Here is a 20,501-nt window from a genome sequence, read left to right on the forward strand (position 1 = left end):
GATCATCGGCGGCTGGCTGGAAATCGTCGAAATCACGGTGACGCGGACGCCACGACGCTGCACGGCTTCCACCAGCGAGCGGAAGTCGCCGTCGCCCGAGAACAACACCATTTGATCGATGTGTTCGGCCAGCTCCATGGCATCGACAGCGAGTTCGATGTCCATGTTGCCCTTGACCTTGCGGCGGCCGGAGGCGTCGATGAATTCCTTGGTCGCCTTGGTGACGACGGTGTAGCCGTTATAGTCCAGCCAGTCGATCAGCGGGCGGATCGACGAGTATTCCTGATCTTCGATGATCGCGGTGTAGTAGAAGGCGCGGACCAAATTGCCGCGGCTTTGAAATTCCTTCAGCAGCCGCTTGTAGTCGATGTCGAAGCCGAGAGTCTTTGCGGTTGCGTAAAGGTTGGCACCGTCGATGAACAGCGCAATTTTGTTACTGGAGGAAGTGGACATCAAGATCTCTCATGTGTCTGTTGTCAGCTTCTTGGCGCAACGGAAATAGCTGCGCAGCTCAAGTCAATTTTTGCACGAATAGCCGTCGCGCTGGGCAACCGGCACAAACTTCAACCGCACGAAGCATCAGCCGGTATTCTATACTTTTCTTTCTGAAAAGAAGCCTTTTGTTGTCGGACTCGTGTTCGTCCGAGTTGGCCAGTGGCCGGCCGTCCCGGAATGTCGGGTGCATTATCAGAGTGGGGCTGATCGGCCAAATGACAAATTGCTGCTTGCGAAAGCCGCCTTCGCGCTATAGGTAGCGGTCTAACCCCGATTTTGGTCCTATTGAACGGAGCGACTGGCCATGGCGCGCGTCACCGTGGAAGACTGCATTGACAAGGTCGACAACCGGTTCGACCTCGTCCTGTTGGCCGCTCATCGCGCCCGCATGATCTCGTCCGGCTCGCCGCTCACGATTGATCGCGACAACGACAAGAACCCCGTTGTTTCGCTTCGCGAAATTGCCGATCAGACGATCTCGCCGGAAGACCTCAAGGAAGAGCTGGTGCACTCGCTGCAGAAGTTCGTCGAGGTCGATGAGCCGGAACCCGATACCGTTCCACTGATTGGCTCGGCCGGCGCCAGCGTCGATGCCGACGACACCGAAGTGGCGATGGAGCGGATGACCGAGGAAGAGCTGCTCAAGGGTCTGGAGGGCCTGGCGCCCCCGGAAGAGCAGCCCGAGGAAGACGAATAAGCCCTACGGCGGCTTTGCACGTTTCCGTGATGCTCTGCAAAAACGGCTCGGATCGCTTCCGGGCCGTTTTTCGTTTTCGATGGAGATTCGGGTGCACACGGAACAGTGTCCGGCGCATTGCTGCCCTGACCTAAACTCCGCCGAAATCGCGGTTTTTTCTGGCCGTTCTGGTTCCTTTCATGGCACAAGATCAGAGGGCTAGCGGGTGTAATTAAAGCTCCGAGGGCAGAGTTCCGCCGTCGCTGCAATGCAATAAAGGTTGGGGAATGGCGTCAGGACGCCAGAGTTCGAAGCAGATGGAGCAGGCCGGCGGGGCAACCGCCGTCGCCGAGCCTTCTGCTGCCGCCAAGCCCCGATCCCGTGCCCGAATGATGCGGCAATACGATCTGGTCGAGCGGGTCCGGTCTTACAATCCGAATACCGACGAGGATCTGCTCAACCGGGCGTACGTCTACGCGATGATGGCGCATGGGGAGCAAACCCGCGCCTCCGGCGACCCGTATTTCTCGCACCCGCTCGAAGTCGCCGCGATCCTGACCAACCTCAAGCTCGACGACGCCACCATCGTTGCCGCGCTGTTGCACGATACCATCGAGGACACCGAGGCGACTCGGACCGAGATCGACACCATGTTCGGTCCGGAAATCGGCGCCCTGGTCGAGGGCCTGACCAAGCTGAAGCGGCTCGAGCTGGTGTCGCGCGAGGCCAAGCAGGCCGAAAACCTGCGCAAGCTGCTGCTGGCGATCGCCGACGACGTCCGCGTCCTGCTGATCAAGCTCGCCGACCGCCTGCACAACATGCGCACGCTGGAGTTCGTGCCGCCCGCCGCCCGTCAGCGCATTGCAGAGGAGACGCTCGACATCTACGCGCCGCTCGCAGGCCGCATGGGCATGCAGGAGATGCGCGAAGAGCTCGAGGACCTGTCGTTCCGCAGCCTCGATCCGGAAGCCTTTACGGTCGTGATGCAGCGGCTCGACGCGCTGGCAGAACGCAACCGCAACCTGATCGGCGAGATTGAAAGCCAGCTCTCCGCCAATCTCGCCCGCCACGGCATCACCGCCGAGGTCACTGGACGGCGCAAGCGGCCATTCTCGATCTGGACCAAGATGGAGCGGAAGTCGGTCGGCTTCGAGCAGCTCTCCGACATCTACGGCTTCCGCGTCGTCCTCGATAACGTCGAGGCCTGCTATCGCGCGCTCGGCGTCGTGCACACGACCTGGCCGATGGTGCCGGGGCGGTTCAAGGACTACATCTCGACACCGAAGCAGAACGACTATCGTTCGCTGCACACTACGGTGATCGGCCCAGGCCAGCAGCGCGTCGAGCTGCAGTTCCGGACCCGCGAGATGAATCAGATCGCGGAATACGGCATCGCCGCGCATGCGTTCTACAAGGACGGCGTTGGCTCGCCGACCGAGCTGCTCAACCGCGAGTCGAATGCGTTCGCCTGGCTCCGTCACACCATCGAGATGCTGTCGGAGAGCTCGAACCCAGAAGAATTCCTCGAGCACACTAAGCTCGAACTGTTCCACGACCAGGTGTTCTGCTTCACCCCGAAGGGCAAGCTGATCGCGCTGCCGCGCAAGGCCAATGTGGTCGACTTCGCCTATGCGGTGCACACCGACGTCGGCAACAGCGCGGTCGGGTGCAAGATCAACGGCAAGTTCGCGCCGCTGTCGTCGGAGCTGCAGAACGGCGACGAAGTCGAAGTGCTGACGTCGCCGGTGCAATCGGCGCCGCCGGCGGCATGGGAATCGCTCGCCGTCACCGGCAAGGCGCGGGCGGCGATCCGCCGTGCGACGCGCGTCGCGATGCGCGATCAATATGCCGGCCTCGGCCGCCGCATCGTCGAGCGTTTGTTTGCCCGCGCCAAGATCGAATATGCCGACGACAAGCTGAAAGGCGCGCTGCCGCGGCTTGCGCGGGCTTCGGTCGAGGACGTGATGGCGTCGGTGGGCCGCGGCGAGATGAAGGCGTCCGATGTCGCCCGGGCGATGTATCCTGACTACAAGGAAGAGCGCATCGCGCGGTTTGGTGGCAAGAAGGATGTGCCGGACAAGGTGATCGGCAAGGCCCCCGAGACCGGCAAGGTTTCCTCGGTGATTCCGATCGGCGGCCTGCATTCCGGGTTGCCGGTGAAGTTCGCGCCGAACGGCGGCGCGGTGCCGGGCGACCGCATCGTCGGCATCGTCACGCCGGGCGAGGGGATCACCATCTATCCGATCCAGTCGCCGGACTTGAAGGAATTCGAGGAAGAGCCGGAGCGCTGGCTCGACGTGAAGTGGGACATCGACGAGACCACGCCGCAGCGCTTCCCGGCGCGGTTGTTCGTGCAGAACGTCAACGAGCCCGGCAGCCTGGCGCAGATCGCCGGTGTCATCGCCGAGCACGACGGCAACATCGACAACATCAACATGAGCCGACGTTCGCCCGACTTCACCGAGCTCACCATCGATCTCGAGGTCTATGACCTCAAGCACCTCAGCGCGATCATCGCCCAGTTGCGCGCCAAGGACGTCGTCGCTCACGTCGAGCGGGTGAACGGCTGAGGCCAGAGGTCGCACGAGGCAGTTAGTATGTTCGTCATTGCGAGCGAAGCGAAGCAATCCAGGACAACGAGCACTGAACTGGATTGCTTCGTCGCTTCGCTCCTCGCAATGACGAGTGATATCCACTCCAAGTCTTTCGGTTCTCGATAATGACCAAAACTCCTCCGCTTCGTCTCGGCGTCAACATCGATCACATCGCCACGCTGCGGAATGCGCGCGGCGGTCGCCATCCCGATCCGTTGCGGGCTGCGTTCGCAGCGATCGAGGCGGGGGCCGACGGAATCACCGCGCATCTGCGTGAGGATCGCCGCCACATCCGCGACGCCGACATGCAGCGGCTGAAGGCGGAGATTTCCAAACCGCTGAACTTCGAAATGGCGGCAACCGACGACATGATCAGGATCGCGCTCGGCGTGAAGCCGCATGCGGTGTGCCTGGTTCCGGAGCGGCGCGAGGAGCTGACCACCGAGGGCGGCCTCGACGTAGTCGGCCAGCAAGCCTCGCTCGGGCCGGCGATCGCGCGCTTCAACGATGCCGGCATCCGCACCTCGCTGTTCATCGCCGCCGATCCGGCGCAGATCGAGATGGCGGCGAAGCTGAAGGCCCCCGCGATCGAAATCCACACCGGCGCCTGGTGCGATGCGATTACCGACGGCGACGCGGCCAAGGCCAATACCGAATGGCAGCGGATCTTTGCCGGCGCCGCGCTGGCGCGGTCGGCCGGGCTCGAAGTCCACGCTGGTCATGGTCTCGACTATGCCACCGCCGAGACGATCTCTGAGCTACCGCAGATTGTCGAACTGAACATCGGCTTCTACATGATCGGAGAGGCGCTGTTCGTCGGCCTCGGCGAGACCGTGCGGGCGATGCGGGCAGCTATGGACCGCGGCCGCGCCAAGGCGATTGCCGCATGATCATCGGCATCGGCTCCGATCTGATCGACATCACCCGGATCGCCAAGGTGATCGAACGTCACGGCGAGCGGTTTCTGGATCGGGTGTTCACCGAGGCGGAGCGGGCGAAGGCCGAGCGGCGTGCCAAGAAGGCCGAACTGGTCGCCGCCACCTACGCCAAGCGGTTCGCCGCCAAGGAGGCCTGCTCGAAGGCCCTCGGCACCGGTATCCGGCAAGGGGTGTGGTGGCGCGACATGGGGGTGGTCAATCTGCCCGGCGGCCGGCCGACCATGATGCTGACCGGCGGTGCCAAAGCCCGCCTCGACGCGTTGACGCCTCCGGGTATGACGGCGCGGATCGACCTGTCGATCACCGACGAATGGCCGCTCGCCCAGGCTTTCGTGGTGATCTCGGCGATCCCGGCGGCCGCCGAGGCGACCGGCGCCACGTCCTCGTGAGACGGAAAAGCGGTTGATTCGTCATAGCATTAGCCCGCGATGCCGCGACGCTTGATTGCACCGGTCGCGACAACAGTCTAAAACCGCGCGGAATCCCCAGCGGGGTCGAGTCCTCGGCGAACGAGCGCCGGTCGTGGCGGTGTCCGTCGCTGCGGCCTACGTCTCGCCCATCACCTGGACCCGCTTCGCACCAGTCCAGTCGTCCACCGCGCGGCTCCCCGCGACGGGAATCGGGAAAGCGATGAGCGTGACATCCGGAACCAAATCTGAGAGCGGCGTCGGCGAAACCATCCGCGTCGTCATTCACGCCCTCATCATCGCGCTAATCATCCGCACTTTCCTGTTCCAGCCTTTCAACATTCCGTCCGGATCGATGAAGGCGACGCTGCTGGTCGGCGACTATCTGTTCGTCTCGAAATACACCTACGGCTACAGCCACTACTCGATCCCGCTGTCGCCGCCGCTGTTCTCTGGCCGGATATTCGGCTCTGACCCGAACCGCGGTGACGTAGTGGTGTTCCGTCTGCCGAAGGATGACTCCACCGACTACATCAAGCGTGTGATCGGTCTGCCGGGCGATCGCATCCAGATGCGGGAAGGGCTGCTGTACATCAACGACAAGCCGGTCGACCGCGAGCGGCTGTCGGACTATGTCGGCGAAGATCCGTGCGGCTCGGAAGCGACCGCGCGCGTCAAGCGCTGGAAGGAAACGCTGCCGAACGGCGTGTCCTATGAGACGCTGGATTGCGTCGACAACGGCTTCTACGATAACACGAACGTCTACACCGTGCCGCCCGGCCACTTCTTCATGATGGGCGACAACCGCGACAACTCCACCGACAGCCGCGTGCTGTCCGCGGTGGGCTATGTGCCTTACGAGAACATCATCGGCCGCGCCCAGATGATCTTCTTCTCGATCGCCGAGGGCGAGCACGCCTGGCAGATCTGGCGCTGGCCGACCGCGGTGCGCTGGAGCCGTATCTTCTCCATCGTGCGATGAGCGATGATGTGACCAACGTCGAGCAACCCTCGACGGCGAGTGAACCGCAACCGCAGGATGTTCCGGCGGCGGAGCCTTCGGCTGCAAAGAAGCGGCGCGCCAGCAAGGCGAAGTCCAAGGCGACCGCTGCTGCGATCGAGCAGCGGCTCGGCCCCAGCTTCGCCGATCCGACCCCCCCGCTCACCCACGTCTCCGCGCTAAAATCCGCGCGCCGCACCGACAGCTATCAGCGGCTCGAATTTCTCGGCGATCACGTGCTCGGCCTGATCGTCTCCGATATGCTGTACCGGGCGTTTCCGGATGCCGACGAAGGCGAGTTGTCGAAGCGGCTCGCCGATCTGGTCCGCAAGGAAACTTGCGCCGACGTTGCCCGCAGTCTCGACCTGGTCGAAGGCATCAAGCTCGGCACCGTTGGGGCCGGCGCCGGCGCCAAGCTGCGCAAGTCGGTGCTCGGCGACATCTGCGAAGCGGTGATCGGCGCGATCTATCTCGACGGCGGCTACGACACAGTGTCGGACTTCGTCCGGCGCAACTGGACCGAGCGGATGCGCAAGCCGGCGCGGTCGCTGCGCGACCCCAAGACCGTGTTGCAGGAGTGGGCACAGGCCCGCGGCCTGCCGACGCCGGTGTACCGCGAAGTCGAGCGCACCGGTCCGCATCACGATCCCCAATTCCGTGTCGCCGTCATACTGCCGGGCCTCGAGCCGGCCGAAGGTGTCGGTGGCAGCAAGCGCGCGGCCGAGAAGGTCGCGGCGTCGGCGATGCTGGCGCGTGAAGGCGTCGGCACAGGCGGCAATGATGGCTGAACATGAAGACGCGGCGACCGCCGCGACCCGCTGCGGTTTCGTTGCGCTGATCGGTGCGCCGAACGTCGGCAAATCCACACTCGTCAACGCGCTGGTCGGCTCCAAGGTGACGATCGTGTCCCGCAAGGTGCAGACCACGCGCGCGCTGATCCGCGGCATCGTGATCGAAGATGCCTCGCAGATCATCCTGGTCGACACTCCCGGCATCTTCGCGCCGAAGCGGCGGCTCGACCGCGCGATGGTCAAGACCGCATGGAGCGGTGCGCATGATGCCGACATCGTCTGCGTGCTGCTCGATGCCCGTGCCGGCATCAACGAGCAGGCCGAAGACATCCTGGCCAACCTCGCCAATGTCGATCGGCCGAAGCTGCTGGTGCTCAACAAGATCGATCTGATTGCGCGCGAAAAGCTGCTGGCGCTGGCCCAGGCCGCCAATCAGCGGCTGGCGTTCGATCAGACCTTCATGGTCTCGGCGCTGACCGGCGACGGTGTTGACGACCTGCGCAAGGCGCTGGCCGCTCAGGTGCCGCCGGGCCCGTTCCATTATCCCGAAGACCAGATGTCGGATGCGCCGCTGCGCCATCTCGCCGCCGAGATCACCCGCGAGAAGATCTTCCGGCAACTGCATCAGGAGCTGCCGTATCAGTCGACGGTCGAGACCGACACCTGGACCGAGCGCAAGGATGGCTCGGTGAAGATCGAGCAGACCATCTTCGTCGAGCGCGAGAGCCAGCGCAAAATCGTGCTCGGGAAGGGCGGCGCGACCATCAAGGCGATCGGCGCCGAGGCGCGCAAGGAGATCGGCGAGATCCTCGAGCAGCAGGTGCACCTGTTCCTGTTCGTCAAGGTGCGCGAGGATTGGGGCAACGATCCGGATCGTTACCGCGAAATGGGCCTGGAGTTCCCCAAGGAATGACCACCAGCACCACCACCAGCCTGCCGCGCAATGTGTACTGGTTCGAAGTGCTGCTGCTCACCTCGCTGATGCTCGACTGCATCTCGGTGGCGTTTCAGGATCGTACCGTGATCGAGCCGAGCATGTCGGCCGGTGTGGTGGCTGCCGCCAACACCATGGCGGCCGGCCTGATCGTGCTGCTGAGCTATCTGGTGTGGCTCGCCGCCCACGCCCGCAAGAACTGGGCGAGGGCGGTGCTGACCGCCTCACTGGTGTTCTCGGTAGTGTCGCTGGCCCAGATCGTCGGCGACAGCGGCATCGAAGCCGGACTGTGGATCGATATTGCGTCCTGCATCCTGACCGCAGCGGGACTGTATCTGTCCTACACCGGCGACGCCCGCGGCTGGTTCACCGCGTAAGGCCCGCGGGCGCGACTGCTCGAAATCCGATAGGCTCGTCCGATGGAATGGAGCGACGAGGGCATCATTCTCGGGGTGCGGCGCCATGGCGAGTCCGCCGCGATCGTCGAGCTTCTGACCCGCGAGCATGGCCGGCATCTCGGCATGGTGCGGGGCGGGGCGTCGGCGCGGATGCGGCCGTTGCTGCAGCCCGGCAACAGCGTGCTGGCGTCGTGGCGGGCAAGGCTCGACGAGCATCTCGGCTACTATCAGTTGGAAGCCACCAAGATGCGCGCCGCGACGCTGCTGGCGTCATCCTACGCGGTGTACGGCGTCACCCATCTGGCGGCGCTGGCGCGGCTGTTGCCGGAGCGCGATCCGCACGAGGACATCTATCAGCGGCTGTTGTTCACGCTCGATGATTTCGACGACCTCGGGGTCGCCGCCGCGCATCTGATCCGGTTCGAACTGGCGATCCTGGCGGAGCTTGGCTTCGGGCTCGATCTGTCCGTCTGCGCCGCCACCGGCAGCACCACAGAACTGGTCTATGTATCTCCGAAGTCGGGAAGCGCCGTCTCGCGTAGCGCCGGCGAACCGTGGCGCGACCGCCTGTTGCGACTGCCGGCGTTCCTGCGTGACGACGAGACGGCGTGCGAGAGCGGCTGGTCCGGGCAGGACCTGTTCGATGGTTTCGAGCTGACCGGCCGCTTCCTGCTGCGCAATGTGCTCGAGCCGCGCGGGCAGAGCCACTCGGACGCTCGTGCGGGGTTCATCAATGCGATCACCCGCGCGCTGCAGCGGCCGGCGGAGTCGTAACCGGCCGCGTCACGCGCGCGAGATGCCGTTGCATCAGGCTTTCAGAGCTGCGGAGATCGTCGCCGCGATCGGCGTGGTCGGACGACCGATCAACTGGCTCAAGGTGTGGCTGTCGTCGAACAGCGCGCCCTTGGCGGCGCCGGCGTCGGAGTCGGCCAGCAGTGCGGCGAACGGTCCCGGCAGGCCGGCCCCGACCAGTGCAGCCTCGTAGTCGGCCTGCGGCAGATCGCGATACGCGACTGCTTTGCCGGATTGCTTCGACAGCTCGGCGGCGAACTCAGCGAGCGTGTAGGACCCGTCGCCGGCGAGTTCGTAGATGCGGCCGGCCTGCGGCTCCGCGGCGGTGACCACACGAACCGCGGCCTCGGCGTAATCGGCGCGCGCCGCGGAGGCGATCCGGCCGCCATCGGCGCTGCCAAGCAGGGCGCCGTGCGCCAGCGCGGCCGGAATCGAAGCCGCGTAGTTCTCGCTGTACCAGCCATTGCGGAGCAGAGCGTGCGGCACGCCGGATGCTTTCAAGGCCGCCTCGGTCTGCCGGTGCTCCTCGGCGAGCCCCAGCGGCGAGGTGTCGGCGTGCAGCAGGCTGGTGTAGGCGAGCAGCTTGACGCCGGCTTGGCCCGCCGCGTCAATCGCGTTGCGGTGCTGAGCGGTGCGCTGGCCGATCTCGCTGGAGGAGATCAGAAGAGCCCGGTCGACGCCGGCGAAGGCGGCCTTGAGGCTGTCGGGACGGCTGTAGTCGCCGTTGTGGACGTGCAGGCCCTTGGCGGCGAATTCGGCGGCAGCCTTTTCGCTGCGGACCAGCACGCCGATCTGGGAGGCCGGGACGGTCTTGAGCAGGCCGTCGATGACGAGCCGGCCGAGCTGGCCGCTGGCACCGGTGACGAGGAAACGGGAGGCGGACATCAGGATCTCCTGGTGGTTTTCAATTGAGGGTAGGTCTATATTGGAGACCATCGTCCGGCCGCGTAAGGAGGCAGTATTTCGTGACAAGGTCACCTGCAGATAACCTGACGGTCGCCGCGCACCGCGCCACGCTGACCGACCGCTATGCCGCTTGGCGGGAGCAGGGCTTCGACGCGTCGCGCTGTCCGGTGCGCAACGTGCTCGACCATCTAGGCAGCAAATGGAGCACGCTGCTGTTGATCGCGCTGGCCGAAAAGCCGATGCGGTTCAATGCGCTGCTGCGGGATGTTCCAGACATTTCGAAACGGATGCTGACCCAGACGCTGCGCGATCTCGAGCGCGACGGGCTGGTCGCCCGGCAGGTGTTTCCGACCAAGCCGCCCAGTGTGGAGTACCGTCTGTCGGCGTCCGGTGAGTCCGTGCTTGGACCGTTGACGGCCCTGGTCGGCTGGGCGGAGCAGAACTTCCCTGAGATTGAGCGCGCCCGGGTCCGGTTCGACTTGGCAGCCCAGGAGGGCGGCACCCAGGTTCCAGGCGAATCCGCAAGGCCGGACAGCCCGCTGCCGCTTGCTCCGCTTCCGGTCAGGGGATAACCCCACGCCATGGGAAAAAGATTGATTCCGCCGGAGCCGGCCGAGATCCACGAGGTCCAGCTTCGCGAGGCGCTGGAAGAGCGCTATCTCGCCTACGCGCTGTCGACCATCATGCACCGGGCGCTGCCGGACGCGCGCGACGGCCTCAAACCGGTGCATCGTCGCATCCTGTACGGCATGCGGCTGCTCCGGCTCGACCCCGGTACGCCGTTCAAGAAGTCCGCCAAGATCGTCGGCGACGTGATGGGTTCGTTCCATCCGCACGGCGACCAGTCGATCTACGACGCGCTGGTGCGCCTGGCGCAGGACTTCTCGTCGCGCTACCCGCTGGTCGACGGCCAGGGCAATTTCGGCAACATCGACGGCGATAACCCGGCGGCCTACCGCTACACCGAAGCGCGGATGACCGACGTCGCGCGCCTGCTGCTGGAAGGCATCGACGAAGACGGCGTCGCGTTCCGCGCCAATTACGACGGCCAGTCGAAAGAGCCGGTCGTGCTGCCCGGCGGCTTCCCGAACCTGCTCGCCAACGGCGCGCAGGGCATCGCCGTCGGCATGGCGACCGCGATCCCGCCGCACAACGCCGCCGAGCTGTGCGACGCCGCGCTGCATCTGATCGAGAAACCGGACGCCAAGTCGAAAGCGCTGCTGCGCTTCGTCAAGGGCCCGGACTTCCCGACCGGCGGCATCATCATTGATTCCAAGGAGAGCATCGCCGAGGCCTACACCACCGGCCGCGGCGCGTTCCGCACCCGCGCCAAGTGGGAGCAGGAAGAGGGCGCCCGCGGCACCTGGACCGTGGTGGTCACCCAGATCCCCTGGCTGGTGCAGAAGTCGCGACTGATCGAGAAGATCGCCGAGCTGCTGAACGAGAAGAAGCTGCCGCTGGTTGGCGACATCCGCGACGAATCCGCCGAGGACGTCCGCATCGTCATCGAGCCGAAGTCGCGCAGCGTCGATCCGACGCTGATGATGGAGTCGCTGTTCCGGCTGACCGAGCTGGAGAGCCGGATCCCGCTCAATCTCAACGTGCTGGTGAAGGGCCGGATTCCGAAGGTGCTCGGCCTCGCCGAGTGCCTGCGCGAATGGCTCGATCATCTGCGCGACGTGCTGCTGCGCCGCTCGGAGTATCGCAAGGGCCAGATCGAGCATCGGCTCGAGGTGCTCGGCGGTTATCTGATCGCGTACTTGAACATCGACAAGGTGATCAAGATCATCCGCACCGAGGACGAGCCCAAGCCGGTGCTGATGAAGGCCTTCAATCTCACCGAGATCCAGGCCGAAGCTATCCTCAACATGCGGCTGCGCTCGTTGCGCAAGCTCGAGGAGTTCGAGATCCGCACCGAGGACAAGAACCTGCGCGCGGAGCTGAAGGGCATCAACGCGATCCTGAAATCCGAGACCGAGCAGTGGGCCAAGGTCGGCGAACAGGTTCGCAAGGTGCGCGAGATGTTCGGGCCGAAGACGCCGCTCGGCAAGCGCCGCACCCAGTTCGCGGACGCGCCCGAGCACGATCTCGCCGCGATCGAGGAGGCCTTCGTCGAGCGCGAGCCGGTGACGGTGGTGATCTCCGACAAGGGGTGGGTCCGCACCCTGAAGGGCCATGTCGAGGACCTGTCCGGGCTGAACTTCAAGCAGGACGACAAGCTCGGCCAGTCGTTCTTCGCCGAGACGACATCGAAGCTGCTGCTACTTGCGACCAACGGTCGGTTCTACGCGCTCGATGTCGCCAAGCTGCCCGGCGGCCGCGGCCATGGCGAGCCGATCCGCATGTTCATCGACATGGAGCAGGACGCCGCGATCGTCACTGTGTTCGTGCACACCGGTGGCCGCAAATTCCTGATCGCCAGCCATGACGGGCAGGGCTTCATGGTCAACGAGGACGAGTGCGTCGGATCGACCCGCAAGGGCAAGCAGATCCTCAACGTCGACATTCCCAACGAGGCGCGCGCGCTCACGGTTGTCAGCGAGGGCGACGACAGCGTCGCGGTGATCGGCGACAACCGCAAGATGGTGATCTTCCCGCTCGATCAGGTGCCGGAGATGACCCGTGGCCGCGGCGTGCGGCTGCAGAAGTACAAGGACGGCGGCCTGTCCGATATCGCCACCTTCTCGTCGAAGCAGGGCCTCAGCTGGCGCGATTCCGCTGGGCGCGAGTTCAGCGCGACCATGAAGGAACTCGCCGAATGGCGCGGCAACCGCGCCGATGCCGGCCGGCTGCCGCCGAAGGGCTTCCCGAAGTCCAACAAGTTCGGACGCAGCATCGCGTGATGCTGGCCCGCCTGCGCGCTATGTCGCAGGCGGGCCGTTCGTTTGGCTTTGCGTCTCGCTCCCGAATTGCCTTGAAGTAGATGCGATGATCGAACGCTGCTCCCGCCGATTTCGCCTGTTACTTCCGCTGCTCGTCTTCGCTGCGCTTCCGGGGCCAGCGCAGGCGGCCGAGCTCGATGGCGCGGCGCTTGGCTGGGCCTGGGGCGTGCCGTTCGCCGGCATCCTCTTGTCGATCGCGCTCGGACCGCTGCTGGCGCCGAAGGTCTGGCACGCGCATTACGGCAAGATCGCCGCCGGCTGGGGCGTGCTGGCGCTGGCGCCGATTGTGGTGGTGTATGGCTGGGACATCGCGCTGGCATCGCTGATCCATGCGCTGCTCGCCGAGTATCTCAGTTTCATCGTGTTACTGTTCGCGCTGTTCACGGTGTCGGGCGGAATCCTGGTCACTGGCACCATCCGAGCGACGCCGCTGATCAACACCGGACTGCTTGCCGTCGGCACTGCCTGCGCCAGCCTGATCGGCACCACCGGCGCCGCGATGGTCCTGATCAGGCCGCTGATCCGCGCCAATGCGGGACGGCAGCACAACGTCCACGTCGTGGTGTTCTTCATCATCCTGGTCGCCAATATCGGCGGCGCGCTGTCGCCGCTCGGCGATCCGCCGCTGTTCGTCGGCTTCCTGCGCGGCGTCGATTTTTTCTGGCCGGTGCAACACCTGTGGCAGCAGACCCTGATCGTCGCCGGCGTCCTGCTGGTGGTGTTCTATCTGCTCGACCGCTGGTACGCGCGGCACGATGCGCCGGCCAAAACCGCCGAGGCACCGATCGGATTTCGCGGCGGCATCAATTTCCTGCTGATCGGCGGCATCATCGCCACCATTCTGGCCTGCGCGCAGTGGCGACCCGGCATCGAATTCGACGTTTACGGCACCAAGGTCGCGCTGCAGAACCTGGTGCGCGACGCGATGCTGGTGGTGCTCGCACTGCTGTCGCTGTGGTGGACGGCGGACGAGCATCGCGCCGCCAACGGCTTCACCTGGGAGCCGATCCGCGAGGTCGCCAAGCTGTTCGCGGGGATCTTCGTTGCGATCATCCCGGTGCTGGCGATGCTGCACGCCGGCAAGAGCGGACTGTTTGCGCCGCTGCTGGAGGCGGTGACGGCGAGCGACGGCACGCCGCGCGAGGTGCCGTATTTCTGGTTCACGGGCCTGTTGTCGGCGGTGCTCGATAACGCGCCGACCTATCTGGTGTTCTTCGAGCTGGCAGGCGGACGCCCCGCCGAGCTGATGGTGCCGCTCGCCGGTACGCTCGCGGCGATCTCGATGGGCTCGGTCTATATGGGCGCGCTGACCTATGTCGGCAACGCGCCGAACTTCATGGTCTATGCGATCGCCACCGAGCGCGGCATCAAGATGCCGGGCTTCTTCGGCTACGCGCTGCGGGCTGGCCTGGTGCTGATCCCGCTGTTCCTACTGCTGACGTTCCTGCCGATCGTCCCGAACCTGCGGCTGCACTGAGCCGCAAGGGGCGTCACTTGCTCTGCGGCGCTGCAGCGGCTGGGGCAGGGGGCAGGCCCGGCGTGTGCTTCGGCTTCAGCGTACCGACATAGAACGATACGCCGCCGACCAGCACGACGCAGATCGCGTACACGAGATAGGCTTGCGGAGGCTTGGTCACCCAACCCCGCAAGCCGCTAAAAGACATTCGCTCTGGCGCTTGATTTGTCATGGCGGCGTTGTGCGCGATTTGCGGGCGAACGCAAGCTGGAAAATCGCAACGGTATCTCGTCCGGTACCCGAAACGGTACGGTCGAAGCCTGATCAATGACCACTGACGTCTTTTGTGGCAGTGTTCAACGTGGCCCGCGACTCGGCCGCTGGAGGCTCCTTGACCGCAAATATCGTCATCGACCAGTGCTTGGCTACCTTCTTGCTATTGCAAATGACTTGCAAGAAGCTGTGTGAGCCTGCATTGTGATGCGATGGATGCAAGATCGCCGCAGATGACAGCCGACCCCTCGCCGGCACCGGAGCAGACTACGGGGTGGCGGTTGGCGCGCGGCGAGCCTTCGCTCGCCGGGATGTTCGGGACTGTGCCCACGAGGGCCAAGGGTCCATTCTGGCGCAAGCTGATCGCCTTCCTCGGCCCCGGCTATCTGGTCGCGGTCGGCTACATGGACCCCGGCAACTGGGCGACCTCGCTCGCGGGCGGCTCCAAATACGGCTACGCACTTCTCACCGTCGCGCTGGTCTCCAACATCATGGCCGTGGTGCTGCAGTCGCTGTGCACGCGACTCGGCGTCGGCGCGGGCAGGGACCTCGCCCAGGCCTGCCGCGACGCCTATCCGCGTTGGGTCTCATGGCCGCTGTGGCTGTCGGCTGAGATCGCCATCACCGCCACCGACCTTGCCGAAGTGATCGGCACTGCGATCGGGCTCAATCTGTTGTTCGGCATTCCGCTCGAGATCGGCGTGCTGATCACCGCGGCCGACGTGTTCCTGGTGCTGGCGCTGCAGGCGTTCGGCTTCCGCTGGATTGAGGCGTTCGTGGTGGCGCTGCTCGGCGTGATCGCGGCGTGCTTTGCGGTCCAGATCGCAATGGCCGATCCGGACTGGGGCGCGGTGATCCGCGGCTTTGCCCCCACCACGCGGGTGCTGACCGAGCCCGGCATGTTGTACTTGGCGCTCGGCATCCTCGGTGCCACGGTGATGCCGCATAATCTCTACCTGCACTCCGGCCTGGTGCAGACGCGCGGTTTCGGGACGAGCCCCGCCGAGAAGCACGAAGCGATCAAACTCGCAACCTTCGACTCCACGATCGCGCTGACCTTCGCGCTGAGCATCAATGCGTCGATCCTGATCCTGGCGGCTGCGACCTTCCACCATGCCGGTCAGACCGACATTGCCGAACTCGACCAGGCCCACGCCTTCCTGGCGCCGCTGCTCGGCTCGACGCTGGCGCCGACGCTGTTCGGCATCGCGCTGCTCGCCTGCGGCCTGAACTCGACCATTACCGCCACGCTGGCCGGCCAGATCGTGATGGAAGGCTTCATCCAGATCCGGATCAAGCCTTGGCTGCGGCGGATGGTGACGCGGCTGATCGCGATCGTCCCGGCAGTTGCGGTGACGATCATCGCCGGCGAGAAGGGCACCGGACAGCTCCTGATCCTCAGTCAGGTGGTGCTCAGCCTGCAACTGCCGTTCGCCGTGGTGCCGCTGGTGGTGTTTACCGCCAGCCGGGCGAAGATGGGCGAATTCGTTGCGCCGCGCTGGCTCACTGCCATCGCATCGCTGATCGCAGCGATCATCGTCGTGCTGAATATCAAGCTGGTGTTCGACTACGTGACCGGCGGGTAGCGCACCGACGCGGAAAATTCGAGCGTTCGGATCGGCCCATTGAAAAGAACTGATGCCGGATCAAACACGCTTCTGCTCGTCCTGTCCTGCTTTCGTAGTGGTGTGGCGCTGCGCGAAGTACTGAGCGGGCGTGCTTCCAAGCGCCTTCTTGAACATGGTGATGAAGGCGTTGACGGACTCGTAGCCGAGGTCGGCCGCAACGTTCTGCACCGCTTCGCCGCTCGCGAGTTCCCGCAGGGCGACGACGAGGTGAAGTTGCTGCCGCCAGCGTCCGAATGTCAGACCCGTCTCGCGGATCAACAGCCGCGCTAACGATCTTTCACTCATTGCCACCTGCTTTGCCCAATCGCTCAAGGTCCTGCGGTCGGACGGCTCGGCTGTTAGAGCGTCAGCGATGGACCGGATCTTTGGATGGCTGGAAATTGGCAGATTGAACCGCTCTCGCGGCATGTCCGCGAGTTCGTCCAGCAACACGCGCGCCATTCGGGCCGCATGGCTGTCTGCGAGATAATCCGCACGCTCCTCTGCTAGACGCTCGACTAATTCTCGTATCAGCGGAGAAATTGCCAGCGTGCAACTGGAGCCGGGAAGGTTCGCCGCTTCCGGTTCGACGAACAGGTAGTTGAGTTGGGCATTGGCAGTCGCGCGTGCGCTGTGAGGCACGCCGCCAGGAATCCATACCCCGCAGTTGGGCGGCACGATCCAGATTTCATTGGCGGCCGTGCAGGTGACGGCTCCGTGCAGCGCGAGGATCAGCTGCCCCTTCCGATGCACATGCAACGGCACCTCCGACTCAGGGTCTGAGAAATGCAGCCGATGGGCGACCGCCGGCAGATCCGTCAGGTCGGGGTCGAAAACGGAAATGACAGATTGCGCGGGCATACGAATGGCCGTTTTCAGGGATTTTATGTCGTAATATCGAATTTATTCGCTTCTGCAAATTGGTCACGTCTGGCGTCATGAACTCCATGCCGTCCGGACCTCCCCTTTGACTCAGACCCACGCAGCAGCGCGCCAGGCGCTGGCGAACTTCCTCCGTCAGCCCGCCAGGAAGGAAGATGCCGATGCGGTCCTGTTTTCGGCGAAGAGTTTCGCCGCGGCGATGCTCGCCTATTACATTTCGCTGCGGATCGGGTTGCCCAAGCCGTTTTGGGCCATCGTCACGGTCTACATCGTCTCCCAGACATCCGCGGGAGCCTCGGTCAGTCGTGGCGTGTATCGCTTCGCCGGGACGTTCGTGGGCGCAATAGCGACCGTCGCGATCGTGCCGAACTTCGTCAACGATCCGATCGTGTGCTGCATGATCCTCGCCGGCTGGATCGGCCGTTGCCTGTTTCTCTCGCTGCTCGATCGGACACCACGAGCCTACGCTTTTGTCCTTGCAGGCTACACCACGAGCTTGATCGGCTTTCCAAGCGTACTTGAGCCCGGCGCAGTCTTCGACACGGCTTCCTTGCGGGTCCAGGAGATCTGCATCGGCATTCTCTGCGCAGTTCTGATCCACCGATATGTTTGGCCGAAGCCGATGACGGGACAGTTCACCGGCAAGCTAGCGGCGATGCTGCAGGACGCTCGCCGGCTTACGAGTGTCGCGCTGACAGGATCTTCGGAAGACAACCGCCAACGGCGTGAACAGCTTGCTGTCGACCTTCTGATGATTCAGGGGCTGGCGACGCATCTTCCATACGATTCCGCGCCTGCAAGGCCCCGCCGGCAGACGGTGCAGCTCATCCATGACCGGCTCGCTCGGCTTTTGCCACTCACGGCCGAAATCGAGGAGCGCGTACGTTCTCTCAACGTCGAGCATGCAGCTACGGTCGATGAACCGGCCACCTTGGTCGCTGATGTGGGAGGCTGGATCGCAGTCAATCAGTCGGATGATGATCAGCAGGCGGAAGCTGCTCGTCTCATCGGGCGTGCAAGATCGATTCAGACACTTTTGGGCCGGGACGCAACGATGCCTGTCGACAGGGTAGGTGCCAACCTTGCCGGCCATCTGGCGGAAATGGTCGGCCTGCTGAACGACTGCGACAAGCTCAGTCAGAGCATGACCGCCAGCCGGCGCGTCCGAAAAGCAGCACCGCTGCACGGCCCCGAGCTTGCAAAGGGGTACGTCTATCACCGCGATCCATGGATGGCAGCCCGCGCAGCGTTCGGCGCGATGGTCGGCATCCTCGGCGGCTGCACTTTCTGGATATGGTCGGCGTGGCCCGACGGCGGGACGGCGGTCTCCATTCTCGGCGTCTGCTGCACCTTGTTCGGAAACGTCGACACACCTGTACCATTCGTCGTGAAGTATATCGTCGGCTCGATTTTCGGCGTGCTGCTCAGCCTGTTCTACAGCTTCGTTATCCTTCCCCACGTGACCAACTTCGCGGTGCTCGTTGCGGTCCTTGCCCCGGCGTTCCTGTTCGCCGGCTCTCTCCAAGCGCGAGCGCCGACGGCCTTCATGGCGATGGGCATCACGCTCACCATTCCGATCCTGTCCGGGCTGGGCACCAGCTACACTGGTGATTTCGCAGCCTCGCTCAATATGGCGATCGCGCTGTTCGTGGCGGTCGGGTTCGCGGCGTTCAGCATGTCGATATTCCAGACCGTGCCGGTCGACGTTGCGATCAAACGATTGCTTCACCTCAGCCGGCGCGATGTCGGCCGCCGCGCTCTGGGCGGCGCGCCGAACGAGGCGCGTTGGACAAGTCTGATGATTGACCGAACAGCACTGCTGTTGCCAAGGCTGCGAGCGGCAAGCAATGCCTATGCAGACGTGCTTGACGATGCGCTCCGCCTTCTTCGTATCGGTCACGTCGCTGGTCAGCTTCGTAAGGTCATCCCCCAGGTCAAGGGCGAGGCCCGCGCTGCAATAGAAGGTCTTCTTACCGAGATTGCCGCGCACTTTCGTGGCGGGAGACCGACGACGCCAACCGTCCTCATCGATTTCGATCGGCGCATTGAGCGGCTGACGGCGATGATGGAGCACAGCTCACAGAACAGCCGGTTGCGGATATTCGATCTGCTGATCGACCTGCGTTTCGCGCTCGGCGCGAGTGGAGCCGCAAGGAAAGGAGCCTGACTGATGATCGCTGATCTGAATATCGAAGGTGTCTTGATCCCCGGCCTCGTCGTCGTTGCGTTCATCGGGTTGATCATCACGATCGTGACGATGCGCGTCTGCACCGAGATCGGCGTCTCTCGCCTGTTCGCCTATCGGCCGCTCGCCGAAATCGCCATCTTTGTCATCGTTTGCGGTCTGCTCATGCAGTCCCTGCCAATGATCGGACTGTCATTGTGAAATCGCTTGGATCACTGCTCGGCCACTATTCTCTGACGCTCTGCGTCTTCGTTATTTCCGGAATCGTCGCCCTTCAGGCTTGGAGCCATTACGAGCGAACGCCATGGACTCGCGACGGCAGGGTAAGCGTCGATGTGGTCCAGATCGCGCCGGAAGTCTCTGGCACGATCCGCTCCGTGCCGATCGCCGATAATCAGTATGTGAAAAGTGGCGACGTTCTCTACGAGATCGACCCGGAGCGGCTTCGGCTGGCCGTGGCGCTGGCAGAGGCTGACGTTGAGGCGAAGTACCAGGATATGCTGGTGCGGCAAGCCACGGCTCAGCGGAAGCAGCAACTCAAACTGAATGATGTGGTCTCACAGGAAGCGCTCCAGCAATCGAGCGGTGCGGCGGCGATGGCCACTGCGGCCTATCAGGCGGCGGTGGCGACACAGGAGCTGGCCAAACTCAATCTTGCGCGCTCCGTCATTCGTTCCCCAGTCGACGGGTATGTCACCAATTTGAAGCTTCGGCCCGGCGACTATGCGACCGCCGGGGTGACCAATGTCACGATCCTCGACGGGGCGAGTTTCTGGATCACCGGCTATTTCGAAGAGACGAAACTCCACCAAATCCGTGTGGGAGCTCCGGCGCGGGTCAAGCTGATGGGCTTCGATCAGCCGGCAGCTGGTCATGTCGAGAGCATCGGTCGAGGCATCGAGAACAGCAACGAAACAACCGGTCGTTTCGGTCTGCCGAATGTGGCGGCGACGTTCTCCTGGGTGCGTCTTGCCCAGCGCATCCCGGTCCGCATCCATCTCGATCGGGTGCCTTCCGGCATCGAGCTGGCTGCAGGCATGACCGCAACGGTCGAGATCATTCCCGGCGAGGTCGAAGCGAATGCCGGGCAGCGGTCATGATCCGGCCCGCGTTCCTGCTGTCCCATTGGCTCGTCTGATGGAGCGGAGAGGGAGTGATGGACCGAGCGCCAGTGTGTCGCGAGGTGGCGGCTAGTCCTGCGGCTCGGGCTGCATTTCGCCGGAGGCATCGACGCGCAGCCAGCCGCTTGGTGCCAGCCGCTGTTGCGGCAGGTAACGGCCATTGT

At 64.1% G+C, this 20,501-nt stretch carries 20 protein-coding genes and 1 pseudogene; 16 read left to right on the forward strand and 5 right to left on the reverse strand.

All coding sequences use genetic code 11. The annotated features are described in order from the left end of the window. A partial coding sequence (locus DYI24_RS05325; RefSeq protein WP_164571520.1) for a LabA-like NYN domain-containing protein occupies positions 1–453 on the reverse strand: 453 nt, incomplete at its 3' end. 346 nt (positions 454–799) lie between these two features. Between DYI24_RS05325 and rpoZ the strand changes: the two genes are divergently transcribed. The 9 genes from rpoZ to recO all read left to right on the forward strand — a co-directional run bounded on the left by rpoZ (position 800) and on the right by recO (position 9,007). After that, on the forward strand, positions 800–1,192 hold the full coding sequence (gene rpoZ / locus DYI24_RS05330) for a DNA-directed RNA polymerase subunit omega (RefSeq protein WP_011158242.1): 393 nt from the start codon (positions 800–802) through the stop codon (positions 1,190–1,192). Positions 1,193–1,458: 266 nt separating this feature from the next. Then, positions 1,459–3,741: a RelA/SpoT family protein gene (locus DYI24_RS05335; protein ID WP_164571521.1), complete on the forward strand. Its 2,283-nt coding sequence runs from the start codon at positions 1,459–1,461 to the stop codon at positions 3,739–3,741. Between the two features lie 149 nt (positions 3,742–3,890). Next, positions 3,891–4,655 (forward strand): pyridoxine 5'-phosphate synthase, encoded by a 765-nt coding sequence (locus DYI24_RS05340; protein WP_164571522.1) that lies wholly within the window; start codon positions 3,891–3,893, stop codon positions 4,653–4,655. Continuing rightward, complete coding sequence (acpS, locus tag DYI24_RS05345; RefSeq protein WP_164571523.1) at positions 4,652–5,092, forward strand: holo-ACP synthase; 441 nt, start codon at positions 4,652–4,654, stop codon at positions 5,090–5,092. Before DYI24_RS05340 ends, acpS begins: the two co-directional genes overlap by 4 nt. A 241-nt stretch (positions 5,093–5,333) precedes the next feature. Beyond that, the gene (gene lepB / locus DYI24_RS05350; protein WP_107355831.1) at positions 5,334–6,092 is read left to right on the forward strand and encodes a signal peptidase I; all 759 of its coding nucleotides are present in this window, start codon (positions 5,334–5,336) and stop codon (positions 6,090–6,092) included. Further along, positions 6,089–6,898, forward strand: a complete 810-nt coding sequence (rnc, locus tag DYI24_RS05355) for a ribonuclease III (RefSeq protein ID WP_164571524.1) — start codon at positions 6,089–6,091, stop codon at positions 6,896–6,898. The genes lepB and rnc overlap by 4 nt, the downstream gene beginning before the upstream one ends. Continuing rightward, entirely contained in the window at positions 6,891–7,814 is a 924-nt protein-coding gene (era, locus tag DYI24_RS05360; RefSeq protein ID WP_502706328.1) for a GTPase Era, read from the forward strand. Before rnc ends, era begins: the two co-directional genes overlap by 8 nt. Beyond that, positions 7,811–8,212, forward strand: a complete 402-nt coding sequence (locus DYI24_RS05365) for a hypothetical protein (RefSeq protein ID WP_107344628.1) — start codon at positions 7,811–7,813, stop codon at positions 8,210–8,212. The genes era and DYI24_RS05365 overlap by 4 nt, the downstream gene beginning before the upstream one ends. A gap of 42 nt (positions 8,213–8,254) precedes the next feature. Continuing rightward, the gene (recO, locus tag DYI24_RS05370; protein ID WP_164571526.1) at positions 8,255–9,007 is read left to right on the forward strand and encodes a DNA repair protein RecO; all 753 of its coding nucleotides are present in this window, start codon (positions 8,255–8,257) and stop codon (positions 9,005–9,007) included. Positions 9,008–9,040: 33 nt separating this feature from the next. On the opposite strand, the gene DYI24_RS05375 is transcribed toward recO, so the two are convergent. Beyond that, on the reverse strand, positions 9,041–9,910 hold the full coding sequence (locus DYI24_RS05375) for an SDR family oxidoreductase (protein ID WP_164571527.1): 870 nt from the start codon (positions 9,908–9,910) through the stop codon (positions 9,041–9,043). An 80-nt stretch (positions 9,911–9,990) separates the two neighbouring features. Between DYI24_RS05375 and DYI24_RS05380 the strand changes: the two genes are divergently transcribed. The 3 genes from DYI24_RS05380 (at position 9,991) to DYI24_RS05390 (ending at position 14,290) form a co-directional block, all read left to right on the forward strand. Continuing rightward, positions 9,991–10,503, forward strand: a complete 513-nt coding sequence (locus tag DYI24_RS05380; protein ID WP_164571528.1) for a winged helix-turn-helix transcriptional regulator — start codon at positions 9,991–9,993, stop codon at positions 10,501–10,503. A 9-nt stretch (positions 10,504–10,512) separates the two neighbouring features. After that, a complete protein-coding gene (gene parC, locus DYI24_RS05385) occupies positions 10,513–12,774 on the forward strand; it encodes a DNA topoisomerase IV subunit A (RefSeq protein WP_164571529.1) in 2,262 nt (753 codons plus the stop codon). Positions 12,775–12,859: 85 nt separating this feature from the next. Then, complete coding sequence (locus DYI24_RS05390) at positions 12,860–14,290, forward strand: sodium:proton antiporter (protein ID WP_164571530.1); 1,431 nt, start codon at positions 12,860–12,862, stop codon at positions 14,288–14,290. Between the two features lie 13 nt (positions 14,291–14,303). Here DYI24_RS05390 and DYI24_RS05395 read toward each other — a convergent pair whose 3' ends face one another. Next, positions 14,304–14,450, reverse strand: coding sequence for a hypothetical protein (locus DYI24_RS05395; protein ID WP_349627739.1), 147 nt, complete (start codon positions 14,448–14,450; stop codon positions 14,304–14,306). Positions 14,451–14,754: 304 nt separating this feature from the next. Between DYI24_RS05395 and DYI24_RS05400 the strand changes: the two genes are divergently transcribed. Further along, positions 14,755–16,128: an Nramp family divalent metal transporter gene (locus DYI24_RS05400; protein ID WP_164571532.1), complete on the forward strand. Its 1,374-nt coding sequence runs from the start codon at positions 14,755–14,757 to the stop codon at positions 16,126–16,128. A gap of 60 nt (positions 16,129–16,188) precedes the next feature. Here the strand turns inward: DYI24_RS05400 and DYI24_RS05405 are convergent, their stop codons facing one another. Beyond that, a complete protein-coding gene (locus tag DYI24_RS05405) occupies positions 16,189–17,010 on the reverse strand; it encodes an AraC family transcriptional regulator (RefSeq protein WP_164571533.1) in 822 nt (273 codons plus the stop codon). A 106-nt stretch (positions 17,011–17,116) separates the two neighbouring features. Between DYI24_RS05405 and DYI24_RS05410 the strand changes: the two genes are divergently transcribed. The 3 genes from DYI24_RS05410 to DYI24_RS05420 are packed head-to-tail and all read left to right on the forward strand — an operon-like array spanning position 17,117 to position 20,316. Next, on the forward strand, positions 17,117–19,198 hold the full coding sequence (locus DYI24_RS05410; RefSeq protein ID WP_164571534.1) for an FUSC family protein: 2,082 nt from the start codon (positions 17,117–17,119) through the stop codon (positions 19,196–19,198). A 3-nt stretch (positions 19,199–19,201) separates the two neighbouring features. Further along, a complete protein-coding gene (locus DYI24_RS05415; protein WP_164571535.1) occupies positions 19,202–19,417 on the forward strand; it encodes a DUF1656 domain-containing protein in 216 nt (71 codons plus the stop codon). Beyond that, positions 19,414–20,316: an efflux RND transporter periplasmic adaptor subunit gene (locus tag DYI24_RS05420; protein WP_164571536.1), complete on the forward strand. Its 903-nt coding sequence runs from the start codon at positions 19,414–19,416 to the stop codon at positions 20,314–20,316. The genes DYI24_RS05415 and DYI24_RS05420 overlap by 4 nt, the downstream gene beginning before the upstream one ends. A gap of 90 nt (positions 20,317–20,406) precedes the next feature. Here the strand turns inward: DYI24_RS05420 and DYI24_RS05425 are convergent. Continuing rightward, positions 20,407–20,501 (reverse strand): annotated as a pseudogene (locus tag DYI24_RS05425) (arginyltransferase); the annotation flags it as partial.

Source organism: Rhodopseudomonas sp. BR0C11, from assembly GCF_010820945.1.
Taxonomy (GTDB): Bacteria; Pseudomonadota; Alphaproteobacteria; order Rhizobiales; family Xanthobacteraceae; genus Rhodopseudomonas; species Rhodopseudomonas palustris_H.